The sequence below is a fragment of the Christiangramia sp. genome, from assembly GCF_029937855.1.
Classification (GTDB): Bacteria; Bacteroidota; Bacteroidia; order Flavobacteriales; family Flavobacteriaceae; genus Christiangramia.
This window is the reverse complement of sequence record NZ_JAPYPC010000023.1, coordinates 1-26,387: the sequence shown is the minus strand read 5'-3', so window position 1 is coordinate 26,387 and position 26,387 is coordinate 1. Positions and strand designations below refer to the sequence as shown.

Sequence of the window (26,387 nt, the reverse complement as noted above, 5' to 3'; positions counted from 1 at the left end):
TTAAAAAATTCCGTCCGAAATTAATAATAAGGCATCATAAATAAAAAAACAAGTACGCCAGTTACGGCCACGTATAACCATATTGGAAAAGTCCAACGGGCTACTTTAGAGTGTTTATCGTACTGCCCGCTCAAACCTCTGTACATTGTAAATAATACCAACGGAACAATAATTGCTGAAAGTACAATATGGGTGATAAGTATAAAGAAATATATATACCTTACAACCCCTTCCCCGCCATAAGGAACAGGTTCGTTGCTAATTTTTGAAAGCACATAACTGAGTAAGAATATAACCGAAAGCCCGAAAGCGGCGATCATAGTATTTCTATGCAACAGATACTTCTCTGCTTTCATAAAAAAGAAACCAATAATTAATAAGATCGCTGTCAGGAAATTTAAGACTCCATGAAATAGCGGAAAGGTAATGGTATCAGCCCCAAAAATATTATAACGTTCAGGCAATAACATTAAAACCAACACGATCACAGGAACTACTATAGAAAGTGCAATAATTACAGGAACTGCTAACTTATCTGATTCTTTTAGGGTCGTTTTCAAAGTAATTTTTTTATATCTTCAATTAACATCTCGATTTGAGGGGCTTCTTCTCCCCGGGCCACAGATTTATTTCGTTCTACAGAACCTCTATAATAGATCAGCGGGTTCCCAAACTCATCTTTCCTGGATCTAATATAGCCGTCCTGGTCTACCAGCGCAAACATTCCCTGATGGGCAAAGCCTCCAGCCGCCTGTGCATCTTCTCCGGCATATAATCCAAAGCCTTTATTGGCCAATTCATAGATTTTTTGTCGGTCACCCGTCATAAGATTCCAGTGAGGATGATCTATACCGTAGTTTTCAGCATATTCTGCAAGAACTTCAGGCGTATCATGTCCCGGGTCTATAGTAAATGATGCTATTCCAAAATCGCCGGTATCTTCAAATTCATCCTGGATCTCTACCAGATTCCTGTTCATAATAGGACAAATGGTTGGGCAGGTAGTAAAGAAAAATTCCACTAAATATACCTTCCCGCTATAATCTTTATTGGAAATCGTATCTCCGTCCTGATTGATAAACTGAAAATTCGGAGCTTTCTTTTTCTCCCCATCAATTTCAATATATGATAATGGTTCACCAGAATCTTTAGTCACATTCTCTCTTTGCCTGTTTAACCGATCTGATGAAACAACTTCATCGTTAGTGATCCTGTCTATAATTTTCGGAATAAAGATGATGCCAAAGACAAGTATAACGAGTGAAATTCCTATATATGAGTAATTCTTCATCTTAATTATTTTCTTCAGGATTATTCCTTTTCAAAGCAAGCCGATATTCTGCCAATATCACCTTTACGTCATCATTCATTTTGTTATTCAGTTCAGCTACATCCCTGGAATCATATCCATATATTTTTTCATGATCCTTATCATCATCCCTTCCGCGCAGATTTCCTTTTTTATCTACTATAAAAACATAAGGACTATAAGTATCGGCATCTAACTTATGTGGAGTTTCAAAACTTTTAAATACTTCGGAAATTTTTTCAGGAGTAGCATAAGCGATTTTCCATTTAGAAGACTCTGTGATCTTTTTAAAGCTCTCCACAAATTCACTGGTTTCTTTCCTGGATTCTTCAGGAAGGATAATCACAAACTGAAAATCATCAAAATCATAATATTTTTCGAGTATCTTTTTATCCAGATTAAAGGTATTGCCCTTAATTTTTTCAAGGTCTGATCCAAAAAAGGCGACTACGCTTATATGCTCCTGAAATCTTATCTTTTCACCTGAATTCGTGGAAAATTGCGAAATATCCTGAACATTTTCAGTTAATACGGGAAGTCGTGCAAAATTGTTCTTTCCGGAGGCGAAAAACAAATAGGCAGTAATAGGAAGGGCAAATAAAATTCCAAGTACCAGAAACTTTTTCATAAGCTGAAAATCCAGTTTTAATACGGGCCACAAAAATAAAAAGACGGTTTCATAAAACCGCCTTTTCCTATACATTTAACTTTTATTAGAAGTCCCAGGCAACATACCCGCTCTTATAAACATCGTAAATATACCCGCCTTCAGTAAGCAAAATGAAGACCAGGTAAATAATTAGGAATATTGCGGTCCAGACCACAGCTCTACGCAATCCCTTGGTCTCATGTTCAAGGTGCATAAAAGCCCAGGCGATATAATAAGCTTTATAGACGGTTAAAATAATAAATATCCAGTTAAGCAATCTCATGCCCACCAGGAAAGTATCCGTTAAAAATTCAGGTTTTATAATCCCCAGAATAACCTCTACAATGGTTACTACGGAAAGTATTGCGAAAACTATCCAGATCCTTCTGGTTGCCGATTCGTGATGTTGTGTAGTATCGTGAGCCATAATTTTTTAATTTCTGAATTAAACCAGGTAAAAGAAGGTAAATACAAATACCCAAACAAGGTCTACAAAGTGCCAGTAGAGTCCAACTTTCTCTACCATTTCATAATTTCCCCTTCTCTCATAGGTTCCTATAACCACATTAAAGAAAATAATGATGTTTATTATTACACCCGAAAGAACGTGAAATCCGTGAAATCCGGTAATAAAGAAAAAGAAATCTGCAAATAAAGGCACCCCATATTCATTTTGAACCAGATTAGCCCCTTCTACGGTTCCTATCGCTTCATTATTAAGCTTCATTAAGGATTCTTCACGAGAAAGAACAGTTTTTTCACCGTCTTCGGTAAGGGTTTGGGTTCTTATTAAAACATCCTCATTTTGGATGAACCCTGCTTTTACCTCTTCGAGGCTATAAGTTGGCAGATCCCTTCCGGCATCAAACCAAACCCCGTTATTTCTTTCATGCTCTATACGATCTCCCTGGATTGGGACAGCAATCTCAGATAATTTCACCCTATGTCCTTCACCATCCACAAATTGAAGAATATTTCCTCCTTCTGTAGTTACCGCGCCGTATTCACCACTTATAAAGTTTTTCCACTCCCAGGCTTGAGAACCCACGAAAATTAAACCCCCAATAATGGTAAGGAACATGTAGATCGTTACTTTTCCCTTTTTCATATGATGGCCTGCGTCCACAGCCAATACCATAGTTACAGATGAAAAAATAAGGATAAAGGTCATCAGGGCCACATAATACATAGGAGCATCTACTCCATGTAAAAATGGGAAGTGATTAAACACCTCATCTGCGATGGGCCATGAATCGATAAATTTAAATCTTGAAAATCCGTAAGCGGCAAGGAATCCTGAGAATGTCAAAGCATCAGAAAGGATGAAGAACCACATCATCATCTTTCCGTAACTTGATTTTAGTGGCTGATTACCACCACCCCAGGTTTTGCCTTCTGTGCCTGTTCTAACGACAGTCGCGTCCATAGAAGTAGTTTAATGTTAAAGGATGCGCAAAAATACGCAATTTTATTATCTAAAGAAATATAAAAAGAAAATCAGGTATAACCACAATAGGTCCACAAAGTGCCAGAAAGTCGCACCAAGCTCAAATCCAAGCATTTGCCCTGCCTTATACTCTTGTTTAAAATGGTTATAAATTAACACTAAAAGCACTATGATTCCTATAGCAAGATGGGCAAGGTGAGCCAATACCAGCACATAAATAAAAGAAGTAGTGATCGTACTTTCACTACCCGTGAAATAATAACCTTCCTGAATGATCTCTGAAAAACTATAAAATTGAAATACTACAAAAAGTATTGCAAGGATCAGGGTACCGATAAGGAAAGCACTTGCGTTTTTCCTATTGCCAGATATTATCATCCTTTTACTTAGAATTAAGGTCAGGCTGCTCCCCATAATCACCAGCGTACTCCATAAAAAGGAAATGGGCAATTCAAAATCGCTAAGCCAATCTGGCCTGTTTTTACTTACCACATAGGCACTGGTAAGACCTGCAAAGGTCATGACCATACTAATTATCCCAAACCAGAGCATCATCTTTTTCGCCCGGCCATGTTTCTTTTTTTCAGATCCCTGAGTTAAATCCATTGTCTAATAAATTTATCCAATACGTATACTATTTGTAGAAGTGTGATATAAGAAACACTTGCAAACATTAATTTTTTTGCTGCTTCTGCAGTTTTTTCTTTAAAAAGCCTGACGGCATAATACAACATTCCCAGTCCCAGAATCAGAATAATTATCCCTGAAACAGGAGTGAGAAAAAGTTTCCCCGTAACCCCAAAAACCGGAATTAGCGATACCATGATCGTCCAGCAGGTATATAAAATAATCTGTATCGCAGTTCCACGATCCCGTTTTCCCGTAGGGAGCATAAAAAACCCACCTTTTTTATAATCATCAAACAACCACCAGCCAATTGCCCAAAAATGCGGGAATTGCCAAAAGAACTGGATCATAAATAAAGTTCCGGGTTCAATACTAAAACTTCCTGAAGCAGCTACCCAGCCCAGCATAAATGGAATTGCTCCCGGAAATGCACCCACAAATACAGATAAAGGGGTTTTAGTTTTAAGGGGAGTATAAATACTTACATATAAAAAAATACTAATCGCCCCAAACATGGCAGTTTTAGGATTGATAATATATAGAACGATTAAACCTAAAACAGTAAAAACACTGGCAATGCTAAACGCAACAGGAACAGTCATTCTACCGGCAGGCAGAGGTCTATTCTTAGTGCGATCCATCAACGCGTCCAGATTCCGCTCAATGATCTGGTTATAGGCATTAGAAGCTCCTACCATTAAATAACCACCAATGGCAAGCAAAGTAACCACCACGAAATCTATATTATCTGCTCCTAAAAAATACCCCGCAACCGATGAAAAGACGACGCTTATAGCCAATCGCATCTTGGTTATTTCCTTAAAATCTGAAAGAAGGGAAGCGCTGGGATTATGTACGCGAGTGTTGCTCAAAAAAGCTTTTTTTTAACTGGCGCAAAGATACTCCTTAATTAGGTTTTGGCAAGGAAGGCAATATGTTAATTTTTAGTAGTGAAAAACGCTAATAATCAAAATACCAGTTAAAAATATCGGTTCTTAATCCAAAATTTATCCAGGTAGTTGAATTTTCAAAATTTGCCGGAGTATTCGCCTGGGGATTAAAATCGCGATATATAAAACTGGCAAATAACTTTAAATTAGTAGTTGGATTAACAATATAGCCCGCTTCTAATTCTGAATAAAACGAATTGGTGGTATTTCCCTGGCCTATTTCCACACCTGTATCAAAAGGACGGTTTTCTTCGGTTCTATATATATCCTGGCCGTAATAGGCGCCTTGATCTGAAAAATCAAAACCACGTTTTCCGTAGATCAATTTAGCGGAGCCAAAGTACCGGTCTTTTCTATATCTAGCAATCCCTATAAACTCTCTAAAGTTTGCTCCCCAAAGATGTGCCATAGATTGATTATTATGACCGTAATTCAGCGTAATAGAATTATGAGAATAGGTATATGGCCTCACTTGATTATATTCTGCCTGTAGATAAAAATTCTCCACATCAAAAGCATTGAAATATTTAAATCCTGCCTGGAAACCTAATTTGTTCTTCCAACTACCTTCACCCCCAAAAACGTCAGTAGAAGAGAATTCATCTATCAGCCATTGCCAATAAGCATACATTTGATTGGAAATTTTATATTTACCGGTTAGCCCAATTATGGCATTACCACCATCGGCTCCCGTGGCAAATTCTATAGCACGATAAAAAATCACAGGATTGAGATAATTAAGGTCAAACCCCCGGTCATTATCATTCTCCCACATTACCGATTCAAAAAATCCAAGATTAAGCCGTTTACTGATATTCAAACTCAGATAATGGTTTGCGATATATTTTGTTCTGAAAGATCCACTATTGGTGACTGCCGGTCTTACATCCCTTAAAGACATCCAGGTATTGGTATATTTTATCTTCCAGAATTTTGTATTCAATTTCAAATATGGGTAAGGCGAAGGATTATCACTTAAAAGCAAAGACCGGTAACCGTCTCCAATAAAATTATTCCCATGTCCAAACTGAATATTAATGAATTCTGAAGGAGTAAAAGAGAGATAACCTTCAGCTACAGGATAATCGTAACCATCATCCATAAAGGTTTTGGCAATACCTCTTCCCGGAATAATAGCCGGATCTCCTCCCGCAGGCCTTAGAGATTCAGCAAACCTGTTATAATATTCAGCAAACCTACCCTGGCTCTCGTAGATCACCGAGTAAAAATTAAAATTTTTACCAAGCCCCCCCTGCACAATAAATTCACGCCCATTATTATAGGTAAACTCGTGATCTTTCTGGTCAAAATCCTTTCCTATTTGTAAATCGAAACCCGGATCCAGGGTAAACCAATACTTATCGGTTTCAAATCTAATTAAATGCTCATTCCATAATTTTCTTCCGGCGAGTGTATTTCTATCCTGAAGCAATTCCCGGCGATTTTCTTTAAAATTATAATATGGGCTCACCTCTGCAAACATTAAAGGCTTTGAAGCCGAATGCGTATTCGTTCCTATTTGATTAAATTCAGCATCGAACCTGCTGTAAAACTCATGGGAAAGTGGAATGTTTATCTGGCTGGTATAGCGTGGATTTGTAAATTCATCTGATTTTATTTTTTCATATTCTGAAAGAGCATTCGGCTCAGGCTCAATTTCTATCTCTTCACGTAATTCGATTTCATCTTCCTGCTCTACGGGTTGAACCCTCACATTATTTTGAAGCGGAATTCTAAGCGGCATTTTAAATTGCATATGAATTGGACGCCCGTTATAAGTAGCCGGTTTTATTTTTGGAAGGGATTCAAAAACACGTTCAGTCTCCTCTTTTAGCTCATCATAGGCTGCATCGAGATAGATCAACTGGAATTCCCCCGATTCGTCAACTTCAAATATGATAGTAAGCTGCCCCTTATAAGATTCGGTTTGAACTATTTCAGGAATTTTAAAATTTGAAATGATGTATGCGATAAGAGTTTGATTAAAACATCTCGCCTGGCTGGCATAATCCACATTCTTACATTCGTCAAATTCGGGATATACTTCAGATGACAGGTTGACATCCTGTGCAGTGAGTTGAAAACTAAAAATTATAAAAGCAAGAAGTAAGCTATACTTCATAGGTTTGGAGCCTGTTGTTATTGTTTTACGGGTGTAATATACATTTTTTCCAAAAGGGAAATTACATAAAATAAAAAATCCCGACGAATGCCGGGATTTTCAAATTTATATAGAGAATAATTTAATCCTGTACTTTAAACGCAATTGGAAGTGAATACATTACCCCAACCGGCTTACCACGCTGCTTACCTGGTTTCATCTTAGGCAAACTATTAATTACTCTTGCAGCTTCCTGCTCAAGTCTTGGGTGTGGAGCACGAGCTCTAACCTGACCTATATTTCCTTTTTCATCAATTCTAAACTGAACGATCACACGATTGATACCGCTTAATCCAAGTTCAGCCCCAAGATCTGTATCGAACTCTTTGTTCACATACCTACTGATCTTTTCACTCATACATTTCTTACGCTCGTTGTTATTACTTAAGTTTTCACAACCAGGGAAGATTGGCACATCTTCAATAACAGCGAAAGGAACATCTTCTACCTCCTCTTCTACAGGAGCCTCAACAACTTCTTCTACCTCAACAATCTCATCAAGATTTGTTTCTGTAGATTCAATTTCATCTTCCTCTACATCCTCTTCATCTTCCACAACTTCAATAATTTCTGGTGCCGGAGGTGGTGGTGGAGGTGGTGGAGGCGTATTCTGCATTTCAGTAATTGGTACATCCTCTTCATCAAGGGCGTCCATATTTACCTGTCCTATATCTATATTTTCAGGGTCATAAGTTTTCCACTCAATCGCCCTCCAGGTTATAAATAGAACTAAAATTAGACCAAGTTGCAGAAACAAGGTTCTGTTTCTGTTCAAGTTAGCCTTTGGATTTTTCTTAGGTTCCATAATGCGTTATATTATTAAGGGTTGCTAAAATAAAGATTTTTTCTAAAAAACTAAATTTATCTGGAATAATAAGTCAATAAAACTACAGTAAATTTACGAAACATTCATTATCAGTGTTGAACTTTAAACCGAATTGGGATGGTATACGAAACTGATACAGCCTTACCCCGCTGACGACCAGGCTCCATTAGAGGTAATTTTCCAATAACTCTCCTGGCTTCTTCCTCAAGTTTTGGATGTGGTGCCCTGGTCTGGATTTGTTCTACCAAACCATTTTTATTTACTACAAACATTACCAACACAAGATTCGTTCCAGTAAGTCCAAGTTCAGCACCTAATCCAGTATTAAATTCCTTATTTACAAAACTGCTGATTTTAGTGCTCATACATTTTTTCCGGTCATCGTTACCGGTGAGATATTCACAGCCAGGGAAAATGGGTACATTTTCTATAAAATCGTACGGCACCTTGATATCTTCTTCAATATCTTCCGGTTCTTCAATATCTGAAGGCTCAGGGATATCTTCCAAATCCAACTCGGTAGGTTGTACCGGGTCTTCTTCTACATCTAAATCATCTGGAATTTCCTCTATAACATCCACTATTGTTTTAGGAGGCGGTGGTGGAGTTTGTTCCGGCTTGACCACAACAGGCGGGGTTTCTTCTTCAATATGATCGATGCTTACAATTGAATCATCTGGGGGCTTAGGATCATAAGTCTTCCACTGGAAGGCCTGAAGCGCTAAAAAAAGCACTAATATGAATCCTATTTGAAGGAACAGGACCCATCTCCGACGAAGATCGGCTTTTGGGTTTTTCTTGGGTTTCATCTGAAATAATTTTAATTATTAATCTCTCAGATATAATTCGCCAGGAATTGTTCCTTCGGTTGGAACAATTTTATGGCTCATTTCATAAAAAGATCAGTTAATAAGGCTAATAATTTAGCTGGGCAACTTTATGTTTTATCTTTTTCATTGTCGGCGCCATGACCATGAAAAACAAAACAGCAAGTACTACACCAGTAGAATTTGCCAGGACATCCCACCAATCGGGTGTCCTGTAACTGGTTAGGGTTCCCTGTAAAACCTCAATTAACATACCAAATATAAAAGAAGCGAATGCCACCCATAATAAATTAGAGGTATATCGCTTAAAATGGGTGTTTTTAAATAAAAAATATAGCTTCCACAAGAAAGCTAAAAACAAATATGCCCCGGCATGGAGCATTTTGTCTGTTGGATTAAAACCGCCCACACTTACCTTAAAATCCATTACTATCAAAGAGAAATAAGCAATGGCGCTGGTATAGATGAGCGCGGCAAATAAAATTATCTTAGCTACCAATTACTTCCTTATATTCATCTGCAGATAAAAGATCTTCCAATTCTGAAGTATCAGAAAGTTTAATTTTGATCATCCATCCTTCCCCATACGGATCTTCGTTTACTTTTTCAGGTTCGTCCTCAAGACTATCATTAAATTCTATAATTTCCCCTGAAACAGGCATATAAAGATCTGATACCGTTTTTACTGCTTCAACGGTTCCAAAAACTTCCTCCTTTTCAAGAGTTTCATCAAGAGTTTCTACCTCAACATATACGATATCTCCAAGTTCTCCCTGGGCAAAATCTGTAACGCCAATAGTTGCGGTATCGCCTTCAACCTTAACCCACTCGTGGTCTTTAGTGTATTTTAATTCTTGTGGAATATTCATAATATAGTTTTATAAGAGCGCAAAGTTAGCTTTTTAGGCGAATTGTTCAAATATGGCTTCGTTAATTTCCGAAATTATATATAAGGGTAATCCCAGACCTGATTGTGGTTTGAGGAAAAGCCGTGGAAACTGCATATTCTGAAAATGTATGATCGTAATAAAATCTTGCGGTTAGATTCCTGGTAAACGCATAATCTGTTTTGAAATTGATAGACCAGATATCCTGGCCAGAGATGGTTTGGGCATTCGCAAGATCAAGATACCTAACTATGGTTCGGTTCTTTCTATAAGATACATCTGCCCTGAAATTAAGATCACTGCTCAGCACCCTTCTCCTACCACCAAGTGCCGTAGCGATCTTAAGGTCCTTTATTCGGTATCCCAATCCAAGGGTGTATTCATTTCCGCTGTATTCGGTTAAAAGATTATTATCAAAACTAAAAGCCAGGGATCGGTCTTTCTCCAGTTCAGCAAGGATCTGTATATTGCCTTTGGTTTCAAAATCTATCCTGGCGAGTGGCGTGAAAAGCTCGGTTAATACAAGATTAGAAAAAAGTATGGGATTCTTAAAATCCCCATTCTGGTTAACTTCCTCGGGATTGGCTGGATCATAATCCAGGTTCGTCTGAAACTGGTTCAGCGTATAATCTGCCCTGTACCCATGATTCAGGGAAAACCTTCTGAATTTATCCCTAAACCACTCAAGCCTCATTAATCCAGTATACTTTAAATTCCAGTTAGGCATGGGAAAATCCCTGAAGGCTCCTAGCTTTACATTACCTGCATCCTTTCCGGAATAAGCTGCTATAAATGCAGGCAGCAACACGGCCTGATTTGTTTTGCCTATCCCAACCGGGAAACCTTCTTCATCAACATCATTGGGATTAAGCCCACGCTGTTGTGCCAGCCTTCTTGCTACTTCCAGTCTGTTTTGTCTGAAAGTTTCAAATATCTGCGAACTTGTTTCCGTAGAATTATTGAAAGCTGTTTGAATCAGAATGGTTGAAATATTCAAATTTCCATAGGTATAGGGCGTAAGTGACTGGTATTCCAGTGAATTTGGATCTACTTTATAATTTTCAGAATAATTCTCTGAAAAATTCTTTCTTCCGGTAAGTTCTATCGTAAGATCTGGTAAAAAACTTAAACCTGCCTGGTAGTCTAACTGCTCATTCTTTAATGCTGTGTATTGCTGATTGAAATTCTGGAACAAAGTTAGCCATCCTCTCTCTGCAGCCAGATATCTTATATCGTTCTGGGAGCCGAACGTAAAGCCGGCAGTAGGCCTAAAAGTTCCCATAAAACCTATACTTTCAGTATATCCGGGAAGGAAAATTCCCCTGCTATTACGATAATTTACCTGAAATGTTTTTATACCCGTGGCTATGCTGATTAAAGTATTATAAGCTTTATTTCCCTTTGGTTGCGGTTTAATCTGTTCTTCTTCCTTCTCTTGCCCCGGAGGACCTAAAGTTGGCACCCCACGGCTTCTTTCCTGAATGCTTTTTCCCGCACCTGCCGGTTTCTTTTCAACCAGGCCTACATAATTATAAAGATCCTGCATATTTAAATTAGCATTGATCTGGTGCGTATTGGAGTTCTGCACACTGTTCCCAATATTTGGAATACCTTCTAACTGCTGATAAATTCTGGATCCTCGTTGCCACTGGAAGTCCCCGGTATAAGAATAGGTTGCTTTAATAAATCGTAATACCGGAATTTTCTCCAGAGGCAGCTGATAGTTTACCTGTAAGGTTTGATAATGCAAATTAGGCTCTCCGATATTGAAGAAATCATCCCACAAACCAATATTGTCATCTGCAAAACCTTCTTCATCTATGTAATTTCTAATAATTCGGTTATTACTGGCATTGAATGCAAAACTCAAGGACCTGGTAAGATTATAATTTACACCGTACTGCCAGTCGAATAGATAATTTCGTTGATAGAGGGTTGGAATATTGATATCTTCCTCACTTAATTCCAGGGATCTAAATCTTTGTTCATTATACTGCCTGAAGATGTTGGAACTGGCGTTAATATTTGAAGGAAGATAATTGATATTGAAATCCCTGAAAAGTGCGAAATATTCACTACTATCCAGAACTGCGATATTTTTTAATGGTTCTAACGTTTTCTCGGGAAAATTAAATTCATAAGTTCCACCAACCCGCACACTCTGATCCAGGCTTTCTTCTATTTCAAAATCGCGATGGTTTACCTGATTATAAGAAGTGGAGAATACAAAATTCTCAATATCGTAAGGCATAGGCGTTTTCTCTCCCATTCTTTCCTTACGCAATCCAATCACATTGATGCTCTCCCTTTTGGTATAAGACTGTGATTGTTTTTCCACGCGATCCCTTTCTTCTGGATCCTGAATATTTTCTAACCTGGTGTCAAGTTCAACATCAAGAAATTCCTGATCATATTTGGGAGTGACCAACTCCTCGCCCCTACTATAATTCACAGGTACTTTTATACCCCATTTCTTCGGAAGCAGTTGCCCCATATTCACATTGGTCACAAAATCATATTGTTTAAGGTCTTCCCTGCTTCGCTGATTTGGCCCCTGCTCTATACTTCCAAATCCTACGGTACTTCTTCTTCCTGTAGCCGAAACATTGGCAAAATCGGCCAGATTACTATCCATACTTACCACACCGGCCCAACCGCCCTCATTTTTTAGATCTGAAAGCCTTAGCTCATTAAACCATACTTCACCGCAAAGATCTGTAATGCCATCTACACTGGTCCCATTCTTCACCCCAACCATTAATAGCCTCACATTCCCAAAACTTGGATTACCCTTCACCCCTATTCTTAACCTGCCCATATCGTAAGGAGCTTCTGCATTTACAGGCTGCAATTCCTCTGTAAAGAAATTAAGATCTGTAGAAACCAGGGAAGGATCTCCCAATACTGCCGTTTTTATTTGCTGTAAAAGATCCAGTTCTAAATTCAGCCTGTTTACTTCCGGCCAAATTTCTTCAGGAGTCGTTGCTCCGAAAAGGGTTGGTGAAAGCGGAATTTCTATTTGATAAAAATTATCGGTAAAATCGATTCCCATTCTTACAAATGCCACTAACTGACCGTCTTTAAGCGGCTGCCTATTTAAGAGTGATTCGGCATGAAGAAACATTTCAAGATTCTTATACTGGCGCATATCAATCTGGAAATTCTTATAGACTGCCCTCGCATCCTGAGGCTGAAGCCCACAAGTTCTTAAAGATAGGGATTGCTCATTCTGCCTGATATTCGTGTTTGTTTGATACAATTCCTCTCTTTGAACTCCCGGCGGCAGTACGTAAGGAATAGGCTGCCTGTTTTCATTCTCTTCAATATTCACGGCATTTACCTCGAACAGGGTATTAGGATTTTCTATCTGACCCTGATCTTCAAATAAGCTTTGTGTATACCGCCTGTAATCTCCTCTTACAAGATCCATCGTCCCAAACCGAAGAAGCGTTTGTTCCTGAAAATCTGTAAGGAACATTCTTATAAACCTAATGGATCGAAAATCGGCAATCCCACCTATCGCATCAGTAGGTTCAAAAATTGGCACTTTAAACTGAAGCCAGCGTACCGGCAGCTCCTGCCCGTTTCTTAAGGTCGTGGTTAGTTCTTTTACATCTGAGATATACTGGTTATTATCTATATCCATCCCCTGGAAGAAAGGGATTTCATATTCAAAATAACTGTTGATCGTGTTCATGGTATTGTCACGATTTATATCTTCAGTAGTTGGTAAAGTGGTATTTCCCCGGTTAGTATCGGTTACCTGAGTAGGCGAATTACCTTCAGTTCCGTTATAATTTCGATACCTATCCAAAATACTTCCATCAACATTTAAAAAATATTGGTAATTATCGGCCGACGGATCTGGCAACCCGGCAAAATCTGAAAATTTCAGAGCTTCCTCTGCATCCCGAAGACCGTCGAAACCAGCATCCTGCATCGTTCTGGCTTCACCTTCCGTATCAAAAGCATAAACCAGGGAATTATCTGCAGGCACCACCCCAAAAGCAGTATTTATAACATTTGCCTCTTCTTCCCCTTCTGGCAGCCCGTTCTCATATTGCTTTCTACCATCCTTAAGCACATCTTCAGAAATATTTCCAAGATTGAATTTAATAGAACCCCCGGAGCTTCCAGCATTTTCGGGATAAATATATGGATCCATCACCCAGAATTGGATATACTCCACATTAGACTGTTCAAAATTGGTGGTATTGATAGGACGCATAATACCTCCAAAATTTCCTGCGGGATTAGGTAAAGTATTAGATCCTGAAGCAGCAGGATTGTAGTTATAAGGACCACGCTCTTTCGGATTATAAGCCACATCCATGGTATAAAGCACTTGTGGCTGACCCTGTACCACATCTACGTTGGGAAATATCTCGTTTATTGCCACTCTCCTTGCTTCATAGGTGGAAATATCTGAATCGCTCACACCCTCCGGTCTTCTATTACTGTAAAATACCGGATCTATAGTATACCAGGACATTTTCCCTCTTTTATAACCCACACTTAAATCACCGTTGGCTAATTCCCCTCCAAAACCAATAGGCACACTGGAAAGCTCCCAACTTAAAGGATTATTGATATCTATAGAAGTCTGAGCCGCTTCAAAATCATCTATATATGTAGTTGCTTTTCCATCGAAATCATTGGAAGCCGGAGATCCCGGGAGCAAATAAGCGAACTCCCCCCGAACCGAAACATTAGATTTCACATCGGTATCTATATTGGGTAATTTATTTACCAGCCTGGTTAGAAAAGGAACTTCGGTACTATAATTTAAATTTAGGCCCAAAATAGTATTATTAATAGGCTCATAACTATAATTAGCCTTTTGGGTTAGAGGTCGCTCTTTAAGGTTGATCAAAGTACCGCCAATAAGAAAATTCTCGTTAAACTGATGTTCTACATTTAAACCAGTAAAACGTTTTGTTTGCTGACCAAACAACGCATTATTCTCAGTATTTACCTGAATAGGAATATCAGAAGCCAGCAAGGCCTCGTCCAGGATCTGAACCCTTCCCAATTCATAGTTCACCACGTAATCCACTCCTTCCTGAAGTATCCTTCCTCCCGCAGTCACCGTTACAGATCCCGGCGGAAGATTGAAACCTATGGGAATTCCTTCAACCTCAGCAGATTTATATCGTCCCTTAAGCTGAAATTTATTCTTATCGGCCTCTTCCTGCTCTGCCTGAATTTTAGTGGTGCGATACATGGCCCTAAAAACATATCGCTGCTGATTCTCATTCCAGGTGTCGGGAATAGTATAGTCTTCAGGCCCGCTATTGGGGGTTTCATCAAGTTTTTCGAATAAATGGCTACCGAAAGGCTCCACTGTAGTGAAAATAATATTTCCATTCACCGGGTCTATGGTGATCTGCGGAACATAATCAAAAAAACCATCGCCCCCATTTATAGGATCGTTAATATTGTTCAGCTGGTCCAGCCTAAAAACCCGAAGCAGGGGAGTATCGGCAACATCTGCTGGCAAACTGGTGCCCTCCACCGGTTTTATATAGTTAAGTGGCTGTGGATCTGTATACAGAATATTCATCCTGAAATCCTGGCGCTCCAATTGATAGGCACCCAGACTGTAGATATTCTTCATCATCAAATCCCAGACCGGTTCGTTCACGTTGATAATAGTGCTTTTTAGCAATTTTACCACCAGATTCTGGCTAGCCCTGGAATTTGTTCCAGTTGTTGGGTCCTGACCGGTATCATCATTGTTAGCATTCACCCCGTCATTGGCAAATTCCCCCACCTGGTAAACCTCCCCATTAATCGTATACTGAAAAGCCACTCCAAGCACCTCATCATTACTCAAGCGCTGGTTTAATGAAATATATCCCAGCTGTGTATTTACGGCATATTCCGAAGGTTTTAATTGCCTGGCATTCTCCAGTTTGGCGTAATCTATCCCTTCTGAAACCGTTACGGGCCCAAAACCCTGATCTACCGTTGCAATATCACGAATAGCCGGTGTAAGTATAGATTGACCTGAACCTGTTATTCCAAACGGATTAAAATCGTTTACCGTATTATCTGGAAAAGCTCCGGGAGGCTGATTAAAGAAACCGCCGGGAGGAGTATCCAATCCTATATTTCCTGGCACATTTGTCTCTCCAAGATCCTGGACAGCAACGATATTTCGTGTATCCTGGATATTTTGAATATTATTTGTACGGTTAGTAACCCAAACCTGGATCCTTTTAATTTGAATATTGGTATTGATAAAAGGATAATTTTCCAGGGCTTCATCATACGTATCACGGAAATAATGCGCCAGGAAAAAATGCCTGTCCTGGTCGTAATCCAGGGCGAATCTTTCGAAATCCTCAACGGTGGCACCACCTTCTACATTTACGGTTCTTCTTTCCGACTTCTGTTCAGAAAATACACCGGTGATCCTCGTTTTACCAAACTGCAATTCGGTCTTAAAGCCAAAAAGGCTTTGTGCGCCCTGAATCAAAGCATTATTTAATGGCATGTTTACGTTACCCACTTCAATCTTCTGAATAATATCATCCTCATTGGGAGTATATTCCAGTTTAAGCTGGTTTTGAAAATCGAAAGTAGATTCAGTATCATAATTTGCGGTAACCTGAAGCCTTTCCCCTATCTGGCCCAACATACTCAGACTAATTCTCTGGTCAAAATCAAAGGAAAGATTTCGCCTGTTCCTGGGTGAAAATGCAGGATTATCCTGTTTTGTATATAAGAGGCCAAGATCCAGTTCAACCGATCCTTGTGGTACAATATTAATTTCAGATCCGCCAAAAATCGATTCAAAGAAGTTACTATTAACATAAAAGTCTGGTAAAAGGTCCCGCTGGATATCTTCAGAACCTTCTTTCCTCCCGGTGAGGGCATCATTCTTCAGCTTAAAATAATTACGCATTTCCTGCTGTAAGACAAGATCTTCAAACTCCTGTGGTGTTAAAACCAGCGGAAGTCCTAAATTGATTTCACCTAAACTTTCTTTGTAGAAATAACGGTTGAGTATAGGATCATATTCATATTTAGATTCTATACTTTCAGGGTTGGGAAGGTTTATCTCACCCAGTACATAACCGGTTGCAGTGGTATCCTGTGGCGTTTCCTGAGCTACAGCATCCACTGAAAATACCAGTAATATCAGGAAAATTAAGCGTACCGGTACAGATAACTTCGGGTAATAGTTCCTCAATTTACTTACAGCTTTTTTAGAGCCAGTTTTATAATAGATTCTACGGTAGATTCGGGATCTTCTTTGAGAATCTTTTCTACAACTTTACCAGCCTGGCGTCTGTTATAACCTAAGATCTCTAAAGCAGATAACGCTTCTTCTTTGTTAGTATTGTTTTGAGACACAAAAACTTCATCATCACCCAGCACTTTCAAGACCTTATCTTTAAGGTCTAAAATAACTCTTTGGGCGGTTTTTGCCCCAATTCCTTTTACACTTTGAATAGTTGCAACATCGCCAGAGGCAATTGCTTCGGATATTTCTCGTGGTTGGAGCGAAGATAACATTGTTCTGGCCGTATTGGTTCCAATTCCCGATACTGAAATTAATAGTCGAAATATTTCCCGTTCAGATTTTTCAGCAAAACCATAAAGGGTATGGGAATCTTCTTTTACCTGAAGATGGGTATATAAATTTACCGCTTCAGAATCTGGAATAAGGGAAAAGGTGTGGAGCGAAATATTTACAGAATATCCAATCCCGTTGCATTCTATAACAACATATGTAGGATTTTTTTCAATTAACTGCCCCTTTAAATGATGAATCATGAAAAAAACTTGTATTCAGTCTCAAATGTAGTAAAATAAACTAAAGGCAGGGATTTGGGTCCTGCCTTTTAATTTGAAGGGAATTATCTTACTTTTTTTGTTTCTTTTCTTTCTCCTGTGCATCTACCACTGCAACGGCTGCCATATTTACCATTTCTTCCACACTGGCTCCCAATTGTAAAATATGCACCGGTTTTTTCATTCCCATCATAATAGGACCAATAGAATCTACATTATTAAGCTCTTTAATAAGCTTATAGGTGCTGTTAGCCGAATCTAGATCGGGATAAATAAGCGTATTCACTTTTTTTCCAGCTAGTTTAGAAAAGGGAAATTTACTCTGAAGCATTTCTCTATTAAGAGCAAAATCTGTCTGCAGCTCTCCATCTACATTTAATTCCGGATGAAACCTATGTAAATAAGAAACTGCATCTTTCACTTTCTTCGCTCTTGCATCTTTTGAAGAACCAAAATTAGCATAGGAGATCATCGCGATCACCGGTTCCATACCAAATAACTGCACCGTACGTGCTGTCATCTGGGCAATCTTAGCCAAATCTTTTGCCGGCGGATCTATATTTATAGAGGTATCACTAATAAAAATAGGACCTCTGGAAGTATTCATCACATTGGTAGCCGCAACCCTGGAAACTCCTTTGGCCATCCCTATCAATTCAAGCATTGGCTTTACTACTGTTGGATAGGCTCGAGAATAACCTGAAAGCAACGCATCTGCGTCACCTTCGTTTACCATCATGGCAGCAAAATAATTACGTTCCCGCATCAATTTTTCTGCGTCGTATTTGGTCACTCCATTCCGATGCCTCGTCTGCCAGTATTGGTATGCATAATTCTTTCTATGCTCTTCTTCTTCATCAGATTTTGGATCTATAATGCTAACATTTTCTTCTTCAAAATCAATTTCAGCCATTAATTCCTTAATAACTTCACGTCTTCCTAAAAGAATTGGAATTCCAACACCTTCGTCTCTTACAATCTGAGCCGCTTTCAGCACATCTAAATGATCTGCTTCCGCAAAAACAATTCGTTTTGGATTGGTTTTAGCCCTATTTAACAGCAACCGGGTAATCTTATTTTCATTCCCCATTCGCTCCAGAAGCTCTTCTTCATATTTTTCCCAATCCTGGATACCCTGTCTCGCAACACCGCTCTCCATTGCTGCTTTAGCTACTGCGGGCGGCACTTTCGCAATTAATCTCGGATCAAATGGTTTTGGTATAATATAGTCAGCACCAAAATTTAAGCGAGTTTCTCCATAAGCGATATTTACCTGTTCCGGCACCGCTTCTTTGGCCAATTCTGCAAGCGCCTTTACCGCGGCCTTTTTCATTTCCTCGTTAATCTTTGTAGCCCTTACATCCAGGGCTCCTCTAAAAATAAAAGGAAAACCAAGTACGTTATTTACCTGGTTTGGATGATCACTACGACCGGTAGCCATAATAATATCTTTTCGGGTATCCATAGCCAACTGGTAATCTATCTCCGGATTAGGATTTGCCATGGCAAAAACGATAGGTCGTTTAGACATACTTTTCAACATTTCAGGAGAAACAATATTGGCAATAGATAAACCAACGAAAACATCAGCATTCTTCATCGCTTCATCCAGAGTATCAATCTTTCTGGCAGTAGCAAACTCTGCTTTCTCCTCGGAAAGGTTATTCCTGTCTTTTCTAATAACGCCTTTACTATCCAGCATTACAATATTTTCAGCTTTTGCACCAAAAGCTTTATATAGTTTTGTGCAAGAAACGGCGGCTGCTCCTGCGCCACTAATTACGATCTTAACCTTTTCAATCTTCTTTTTGGCCAGTTCCAGGGCATTTAGCAAAGCGGCTGCTGAAATGATCGCGGTTCCATGCTGATCGTCGTGCATTACCGGAATATCCAGCTCAGCTTTTAATCGCTGTTCTATTTCAAAAGCTTCAGGAGCTTTGATATCTTCAAGATTGATCCCTCCAAAAGTTGGAGCGATATTCTTGACGGTTTCAATAAATTTATCTACATCTTTGGTATCCACTTCAATATCAAAAACATCAATATCGGCGAAAATTTTAAACAGAAGACCTTTTCCTTCCATTACTGGTTTTGAAGCTTCGGGACCAATATCACCAAGCCCTAACACAGCGGTTCCGTTAGAAATCACCGCTACCAAATTACCTTTGGTAGTATATTTATAAGCATTCTCCTTATCCTTTTCTATCTCCAGACAGGGTTCAGCAACACCGGGGGAATATGCCAGGGAAAGATCCCTTTGGGTAGCATATTTTTTGGTTGGTACAACTTCAATTTTCCCGGGCTTCGGTTTTGCGTGATAAACCAGTGCCTCTCTTCTTTTTCTGGAAGTGTTACTCATAATTCAATTTTATTGGATAACAGACAAAGTTAACAAGGATACATGCTTAAATAAAATAATAAAGCTAAAAGCTTTACAGTATCGTAAAATTTACGATTCCACATAATTTCTTACTTTAGATCTTCAATTTAATTGAAATGAAGCAATTATTAGTAGCGGCATTCTTTTTATTGCCATCCACTTTCGTGTTATCTCAAAATTATAGTATTCAGGAGGTAGACCAGCCACCTAAAATTGAGAATGAATGTAAAGACAACAATTCTCCTAAATGTTTTGAAAGCTCTATTCTCAAATATGCAAACCAGAATATTAATATTATGAAATTAATAAACGGTGGGGAAGGAACTGCTTATGCCCAGTTTATTATTACCGCGGAAGGAGATATTACCAACATTAAAACAAGAGCAAATTCAAAACCGCTTGAAAAAGAAGCAAAGAGACTGGTTAAAAAGATTCGGATAAGTAAACCCGCTATTAAAGATGGAAAGAGTGTAGCTGTTATTTATACCTTGCCAGTGAAATTTCAGAAGAAAAATTTCGATAATTATGATGAATTTATCCACACTGAACTATCAAATAAAGATTTTGTCAACCTAAGCGATGTTACTATTCCGCCGGAAATTGAAAACTGTGATGCAGATAAGGAATGTCTTAAGACTCAATTTCGAATGGAAATTATCGGAAAATTGAAGCAACAGAATTTTGATACTAGCGAACTAAGCAAACTAAAATTAACTTTTGTCATTACCAAAGAATCCGAAATAGACAATATTGTGGTGATCGTTCCCAATAAGAAGCTGGAAATTGCGGTAAGATCTATCTTGAAAAATATTAAGGTAATAAAGCCTGCATTGAATAAAAATGAAGAAGCTGTTAGTGTAAGGATTAACTATCAATTTGAGAATATTTAATTTTTTTTCAAAAAACCAATATTTCTTTTTAAGCCTTCATACTTAGTTCGTTTCACGGCAGATTTTCGGAATATCTCATTGAAAGTTTCACGAGTGATCTCTTCCCAGTCTTTTTTCTCATTTTCCAAAAGATCGGGATGAGGATTGAAAAGCGGTTCATTATGCGGTTTTGAAAAACGGTTCCAGGGGCACACATCCTGGCAAACATCACAACCAAACATCCAGTCATCAAACTGGTTTTTCATTGATTCTGGCAACTCGTCTTTCAATTCAATCGTAAAATAAGAAATGCACTTACTGCCATCTACTTTGTAAGGCTCTACGATGGCATCGGTAGGACACGCATCAATACAGGCGGTACAGCTTCCGCAGTGATCGGTCACCGGGCTGTCATATTCCAGTTCCAGATCTACTATAAGCTCTGCGATAAAATAAAACGAACCCACCTGCTTGGTAAGCAAATTCGAATTTTTTCCAATCCAGCCGAGTCCGCTTTTAGCTGCCCAGGCCTTATCCAGCACCGGAGCTGAATCTACAAAAGCTCGACCATGAAAATCCCCAATTTCATCCTGGAGCGATGACAAAAGTTGCTTCAGTTTATCTTTAATTACAAAATGATAATCCCTTCCGTAAGCATATTTACTGATCTTATAGGAGTCTTTATTTTGAAAATCTGAAGGGAAATAATTCAGCAATAGAGAAATGACACTTTTTGAACCCGGAACCAGCCTGGTGGGATCAAGGCGCTTATCGAAATAATTCTCCATATAGCGCATTTCCCCATGCATATTTTTATCAAGCCAGTTCTCCAGTCTGGGCGCTTCTTCTTCCAAAAACTCAGCTTTGGAAATGCCACACGAAAGAAAGCCGAGGCGTTTGGCTTCGGCTTTTATAAGTTGTGTATGTTTTTCCTTTAAATTCATCTTACTGAAGCAAAGCTATTCATTATACTACAAATATCATTTTCAGAATAAAAATAATTCAGAATTAATCGCAGGGTTTAATATTCTGATTTATATGGAAGAAATTTTCGGGATCGTATTTTTTCTTGATCTGCCCAAGGCGTTTGAAATTAATACCATACGAATCTTTCACCCGTCCTTCTTCCTCTTCCATCATAAAATTCACATAAGCTCCTCCAGCAGCGTAAGGTTTTAAAGCATTATAATAATCTTTGCACCACGTGGTGATCCTTTCAGCATCTGATGCTTCAGGAGAAACACCCACAATTACCTGCGAATATCTTGCTTCCCGATTTATCCAGGCAGTATCTCCAGGAGAAATCTCATGCACCGCTCCATTGATTGGATATAAATGCGTGGTAGAATGCATCGTAGGAATTTTAGAACCGTATTCCATATTTACACTAATACTTTCATCGGTAAGTTCTTTAATTATATGAGCTTTCCAGTACCACTGCAGCCCGGAAGGATAAAGAGCATCGAACATACCATTTAGGACAGGCATGGGGATCTCGCTTACAAAATCCAGGATTGGAGGGCCAAACTTCCGTATTGGTTCAAAAACTTCTTCCGCTTTTTCCATAGGCCCGGTATAATTCCATACCACGCCGCAAACATTCTTATTTTGTAGCTCTTTCGGAAACGGATCTGCCGGAGGTACTATGAGAAACGCGAAAAAACCATAGAGATCATTAGAAGCTTTCTGCATGGTCTCATCATAAAATTTCATGACAGCTGCTGCATCTTCCAAAGGCCAGAACATAGGGCCGGCATATACATTTTTGATCTGAATCAGCTTAAAAGTAAAGGAGACTACTACTCCGAAATTACCACCTCCTCCACGCAGCGCCCAGAAAAGATCGGGATTTTCTTTTTCGCTTGCGGTAACCAGTTCTCCGGATGCCAGCACAACTTCAGCTTCCAAAAGATTATCAACGGTCAAACCGCCTTTCCGGCTTAAATATCCAATCCCGCCACCCAGAGTGATTCCACCAATGCCTGTAGAACCAATGATACCACTGGGCAATGCAAGGCCATGTTCGTGAGTAGCCCTGTCTATATCTGCCAGGGTATTTCCTGGAAATATAACCGCAGTACTTGTTTTAGGATCTATTTGAATGTCTTTCATTTCAGAAAGATCTATCACGAGTCCATCTTCACATAGGGCAAGCCCCGCTCCACTATGTCCTCCACTCCTTATGGAAGCTTCGAGTGCATTCTCACGTCCAAAATTCACTGCCTGAATAACATCTTCCTTATCCTTGCATTTCAGAATAATTCCCGGATGTTTATCGATCATCGCATTGTAAATCTTTCTGGCCTCATTATAATCCTTATCTTTTGGCATAATGATCCTGCCTTTAATCCGGCTTTTCAGTTCCTTAATTTTAGTTTCCATAATTGCGGAGATATTTAATTAGTTAATAAGTATATTCTGAAATAACACAGAATTATAGCAGGATCATTGCTTGTGAAAACTGACTTCTATCCAGCATTCAATGGAGAATGATGTTCGTGAACAATTTTCCATTCACCTTTTGTTTTGACAAATAGTAAAGAAGTTTGTTCTCTAATAACAACAAGATCTTCTCCAAACTTAAGATGAAAATTAGAGTGAAAGGTCATATTTGCCACATTACCAAAATATACAGCAATTTCCATGTCCTGTGCTTCAAGTTTTACTACCTCTGTGACAGAACCAAAAACCCCGCGTTCAAATTCTTCATTTGCTTCACTACCATTTCTTAGCTCTCCATTTTTAAATTCGGTAAACTTAGGGCTATACGCATGAAAAGAAATAAGCTCGTCAAGATCCCCCTCTTTGACACTTTGTACAATGGCTTCCCAGGTCTCCAGGACCTCTTGCTGTGCTTGCGGAAAAGTTTGGGAAGTTACTGAGGAACTTTTAGATGCAGATGAGGTCGTGAGTGAAGATGAACCTTGAGATACCAATTCTGATTCTATAAGATTGTCCTCATTATCTGAACAACCATAGAAAAAGAAAAAGGACGATAGAATTACTGTTAATACTAGTCTAGTTTTCATAATATTTATATTAAAGATTAGACAGGAACGCTTAACTCTTAAGCTGTGCTGTCTCCCACTATGAAAACAAAGTTAAATGCATGCTACTTTTGATTCCACCTCATTTAGCTCAATAAATACAAATTTTGGTTCAAAATTCCTGGAAGGCTAACTAATTACCTTTGATGGCATAATTCCAAAACGTTCCTGGAAACATTTTGAAAAATAGGAGGGATTATTGTAGCCTACTTCAAGGGCTATTTCAGAAATATTTAAATTTTCTTCCCTTATCAGAGAGAGAGCTCTGTGCATTTTTAAACATCGAATAAAGATGCCAGGTGAGCGCCCGGTAACCTTCATCACCTTCCGATATAATTGAGCCCGACTCACCCCAATTTCTGAACATAAAATACTTAAAGAAAAACCCTCATCTGAAAAATGTTTTTCTACCTGTCTAAAAAAATTCTGAACGAAATGCTGATCCCTTTCTGTTATAACCTTAACTTTTTTGCAGTCAGTACATAATTTATCAAAGAAACCTGTTTTTGTAAAAATACCCGGAACCAAAATTTCTCTATGATTTGCCATCAAGCTAAGGTATTTTGCATAGGCGACAGATTCAGAAAAAAGACCCTCTTCCATTGTTACCGGCGGGCCATAATTAATTCCCAGGCTGAATTCTAAATTCCATTCCGCCGCATCTACTTTGCTTGCAAATACCTCATGCAATTCCAGGGCACATTCCATTACTTCATCGGCTTTTTCAAAAACAGCTATGATGCCTTCTTCTCCTATATTTTCAAGCTTTTTACCGTTATTTTCTGAAATAATACTTGTTGCAATGCCCTGGGCAGTTATAGTCTCGGTAAGCCTCCTTGAAAATATAGGAATATCGGTATCTGTTTTCGAGGTTATATCTATGCATAATATGTATCGGTATCCGGTGTCAATATCTCCCCGGGAAGTATGCACAATGCCATGTTGCAAATATTTATCATCACCCATTAAGAAATATACCAGCCCAGGATCTACATCAATGACATTACACGCAATAGCGCCATGCGCTTCCTGATGAATATCAGAACATGCTTGCTTATTAGGGGCATCAATCAGAGAAAAAATAGTACCGGCTTCCTTATTCACCCAGAGCTGAAGAAACTCCACCTGGTATTTCTCCTGCAGTTGTTTATCGGCCAGATGTGCCTTCTTCACATCTTCAATGGTGAGTCCCGGCAAAAAATGATAATCCATGAATACAGGCATCACCTGGAATTTAATTAAACGTAATCATTTGAATAACAGGCTATTAAATTTAATTAAAAAATCTTTAAAAAGGATTTAGCATCTAAAGTAAATTGATCAGACTTTTTTTAGGGAGATGGGTAATGAACACCAGAAAATTCCTTAACATTATCAAGGAACATCAGAAGGCCAGTATTTAGAGTATTTTAAGGTCTTTTTTCAAAGCTTAAAATCGCATTTTTTGGTTTAAGGGTGATCAGTGGTTTAATATCGATATCATCAGAAACCGGAAGAAGTTTATAATCATTAACCAATTCTGCCACTGCAATGATCATCTCAAACATCGCAAAGTTGTTTCCTATACATTTTCTGGGTCCCGCCCCAAAAGGAAAATATTGCGAAGAAAACTTTCTTCCTCCTTCAGAAAACCTTTCCGGTTTAAAAATATCGGGATCTTCCCAAAGATCGGGATGACGGTGAACTTCATGTAAAGAAAACAGCAAATTTGATCCTTCTTCAAAATATTTACCTTCATAGTCAAAAGCCTCCAAATTTACCCTGTCTATAAAATACGCCGGTGGATACATACGCATCGACTCTTCTATCACCATTTGTGTTTTTGTAGCCTTGGTCACCAAATGCATTAAATCATCAGACTCTTTTCGCAATTCGGTTACCTCCACAAAAATCGTTTCCTGCCATTCGGGATTTAAAGCTAAAAGTTGCATTGTAAAAGTGAGGGAATTAGAAGTGGTCTCATGTCCTGCGGTAAATAATATCAAAATCTCGTCAATAAGCTGTTCCTCATCCATAAAATTACCATCGTCATATTGTGCCTCCAGCAACATATCCAGGAGATCGTCAAAACGTTCTTTAGATTCCCTGCGCTGATGGACGATTTTTCTTAGAATACTTCTGGCCTCATCGGTAAGCTGCACATAACTATCAATCTTTCCGCTCAGGCTAAACCACCAGCCTAAATATGGTTGCCGCAATTCCCTTACCAACATTTTTTGAGTCTCTTCGGTAATAAACTGTAGCCTATTGATCTCTTTTTTACTGGCGGCACTGCTAAACAAAGATTTTACCACAGTTTGAAAGGCAAGATCATTAAAAACAGGAAAAATATCGATCTCCTTTTCGGTGGTTATTTTTTTATATTCATCGCAAACAGCCTCTTTTATGGAACCTAGCAAATTAGCAAGTTGTTTTTTATGAAACGCTGGCTGAATTAATTTTCGCTGCTTTTTCCAGTGTTCACCTTCAGAAGTCAGTAGACCTTCCCCTACATATTTTACGAGATCTTTAGTCTGTATTTCTGATTTTATAAAATTCTTTTGGTTCTTCTGAAGGACATATTCCACCAAGCCGGCATCACGTGAAAAGATCACAGATTTATTAA

At 38.7% G+C, this 26,387-nt stretch carries 21 protein-coding genes; 1 reads left to right on the top strand and 20 read right to left on the bottom strand.

Going from position 1 to position 26,387, the window contains the following annotated elements; all coding sequences use genetic code 11:
• Positions 1-20: 20 nt before the first annotated feature.
• The 15 genes from Q1K34_RS12340 to Q1K34_RS12270 form a co-directional block, all read right to left on the bottom strand.
• The gene (locus tag Q1K34_RS12340) at positions 21-560 is read right to left on the bottom strand and encodes a DUF420 domain-containing protein (RefSeq protein WP_300439229.1); all 540 of its coding nucleotides are present in this window, start codon (positions 558-560) and stop codon (positions 21-23) included.
• Positions 557-1,291, bottom strand: coding sequence for an SCO family protein (locus Q1K34_RS12335; RefSeq protein WP_300439226.1), 735 nt, complete (start codon positions 1,289-1,291; stop codon positions 557-559). The genes Q1K34_RS12340 and Q1K34_RS12335 overlap by 4 nt, the downstream gene beginning before the upstream one ends.
• A 1-nt stretch (position 1,292) precedes the next feature.
• Complete coding sequence (locus tag Q1K34_RS12330; protein ID WP_300439223.1) at positions 1,293-1,937, bottom strand: hypothetical protein; 645 nt, start codon at positions 1,935-1,937, stop codon at positions 1,293-1,295.
• Positions 1,938-2,022: 85 nt separating this feature from the next.
• The gene (locus Q1K34_RS12325; protein ID WP_300439221.1) at positions 2,023-2,385 is read right to left on the bottom strand and encodes a cytochrome C oxidase subunit IV family protein; all 363 of its coding nucleotides are present in this window, start codon (positions 2,383-2,385) and stop codon (positions 2,023-2,025) included.
• 18 nt (positions 2,386-2,403) lie between these two features.
• Positions 2,404-3,384 carry a cytochrome c oxidase subunit 3 gene (locus Q1K34_RS12320; protein ID WP_300439218.1) on the bottom strand — a complete coding sequence of 327 codons (981 nt, stop codon included), beginning with the start codon at positions 3,382-3,384 and terminating at the stop codon, positions 2,404-2,406.
• A gap of 45 nt (positions 3,385-3,429) precedes the next feature.
• Positions 3,430-4,011 carry a cytochrome c oxidase subunit 3 gene (locus tag Q1K34_RS12315; protein ID WP_300439216.1) on the bottom strand — a complete coding sequence of 194 codons (582 nt, stop codon included), beginning with the start codon at positions 4,009-4,011 and terminating at the stop codon, positions 3,430-3,432.
• Positions 4,002-4,904, bottom strand: a complete 903-nt coding sequence (cyoE, locus tag Q1K34_RS12310) for a heme o synthase (protein WP_300439213.1) — start codon at positions 4,902-4,904, stop codon at positions 4,002-4,004. The genes Q1K34_RS12315 and cyoE overlap by 10 nt, the downstream gene beginning before the upstream one ends.
• 88 nt (positions 4,905-4,992) lie before the next feature.
• Complete coding sequence (locus Q1K34_RS12305) at positions 4,993-7,104, bottom strand: gliding motility protein RemB (RefSeq protein ID WP_300439210.1); 2,112 nt, start codon at positions 7,102-7,104, stop codon at positions 4,993-4,995.
• A gap of 121 nt (positions 7,105-7,225) precedes the next feature.
• Positions 7,226-7,948, bottom strand: coding sequence for an energy transducer TonB (locus Q1K34_RS12300; RefSeq protein WP_300439208.1), 723 nt, complete (start codon positions 7,946-7,948; stop codon positions 7,226-7,228).
• Between the two features lie 110 nt (positions 7,949-8,058).
• Positions 8,059-8,778 carry an energy transducer TonB gene (locus Q1K34_RS12295; RefSeq protein WP_300439206.1) on the bottom strand — a complete coding sequence of 240 codons (720 nt, stop codon included), beginning with the start codon at positions 8,776-8,778 and terminating at the stop codon, positions 8,059-8,061.
• 106 nt (positions 8,779-8,884) lie between these two features.
• Positions 8,885-9,295, bottom strand: coding sequence for a VanZ family protein (locus tag Q1K34_RS12290; RefSeq protein WP_300439203.1), 411 nt, complete (start codon positions 9,293-9,295; stop codon positions 8,885-8,887).
• Entirely contained in the window at positions 9,285-9,665 is a 381-nt protein-coding gene (gene gcvH, locus Q1K34_RS12285; protein ID WP_300439201.1) for a glycine cleavage system protein GcvH, read from the bottom strand. Before gcvH ends, Q1K34_RS12290 begins: the two co-directional genes overlap by 11 nt.
• A gap of 61 nt (positions 9,666-9,726) precedes the next feature.
• Complete coding sequence (gene sprA / locus Q1K34_RS12280) at positions 9,727-16,881, bottom strand: cell surface protein SprA (protein ID WP_300439198.1); 7,155 nt, start codon at positions 16,879-16,881, stop codon at positions 9,727-9,729.
• 5 nt (positions 16,882-16,886) lie between these two features.
• Positions 16,887-17,468: a Holliday junction branch migration protein RuvA gene (gene ruvA / locus Q1K34_RS12275; RefSeq protein WP_300439195.1), complete on the bottom strand. Its 582-nt coding sequence runs from the start codon at positions 17,466-17,468 to the stop codon at positions 16,887-16,889.
• An 88-nt stretch (positions 17,469-17,556) separates the two neighbouring features.
• Positions 17,557-19,845: an NADP-dependent malic enzyme gene (locus tag Q1K34_RS12270; RefSeq protein ID WP_300439193.1), complete on the bottom strand. Its 2,289-nt coding sequence runs from the start codon at positions 19,843-19,845 to the stop codon at positions 17,557-17,559.
• Between the two features lie 137 nt (positions 19,846-19,982).
• Between Q1K34_RS12270 and Q1K34_RS12265 the strand changes: the two genes are divergently transcribed.
• Positions 19,983-20,756, top strand: coding sequence for an energy transducer TonB (locus Q1K34_RS12265; RefSeq protein WP_300439191.1), 774 nt, complete (start codon positions 19,983-19,985; stop codon positions 20,754-20,756).
• On the opposite strand, the gene queG is transcribed toward Q1K34_RS12265, so the two are convergent.
• The 5 genes from queG to Q1K34_RS12240 form a co-directional block, all read right to left on the bottom strand.
• Positions 20,753-21,679: a tRNA epoxyqueuosine(34) reductase QueG gene (gene queG, locus Q1K34_RS12260; RefSeq protein WP_300439188.1), complete on the bottom strand. Its 927-nt coding sequence runs from the start codon at positions 21,677-21,679 to the stop codon at positions 20,753-20,755. The genes Q1K34_RS12265 and queG overlap by 4 nt on opposite strands.
• Positions 21,680-21,743: 64 nt before the next feature.
• Positions 21,744-23,117 carry an FAD-dependent oxidoreductase gene (locus tag Q1K34_RS12255; protein WP_300439185.1) on the bottom strand — a complete coding sequence of 458 codons (1,374 nt, stop codon included), beginning with the start codon at positions 23,115-23,117 and terminating at the stop codon, positions 21,744-21,746.
• A gap of 86 nt (positions 23,118-23,203) precedes the next feature.
• The gene (locus tag Q1K34_RS12250) at positions 23,204-23,764 is read right to left on the bottom strand and encodes a nuclear transport factor 2 family protein (RefSeq protein WP_300439182.1); all 561 of its coding nucleotides are present in this window, start codon (positions 23,762-23,764) and stop codon (positions 23,204-23,206) included.
• A 147-nt stretch (positions 23,765-23,911) separates the two neighbouring features.
• Positions 23,912-25,006, bottom strand: coding sequence for a nickel-binding protein (locus tag Q1K34_RS12245; protein ID WP_300439179.1), 1,095 nt, complete (start codon positions 25,004-25,006; stop codon positions 23,912-23,914).
• 185 nt (positions 25,007-25,191) lie between these two features.
• The coding region (locus tag Q1K34_RS12240) for a cytochrome P450 (protein ID WP_300439176.1) at positions 25,192-26,387 on the bottom strand (1,196 nt) is incomplete at its 5' end.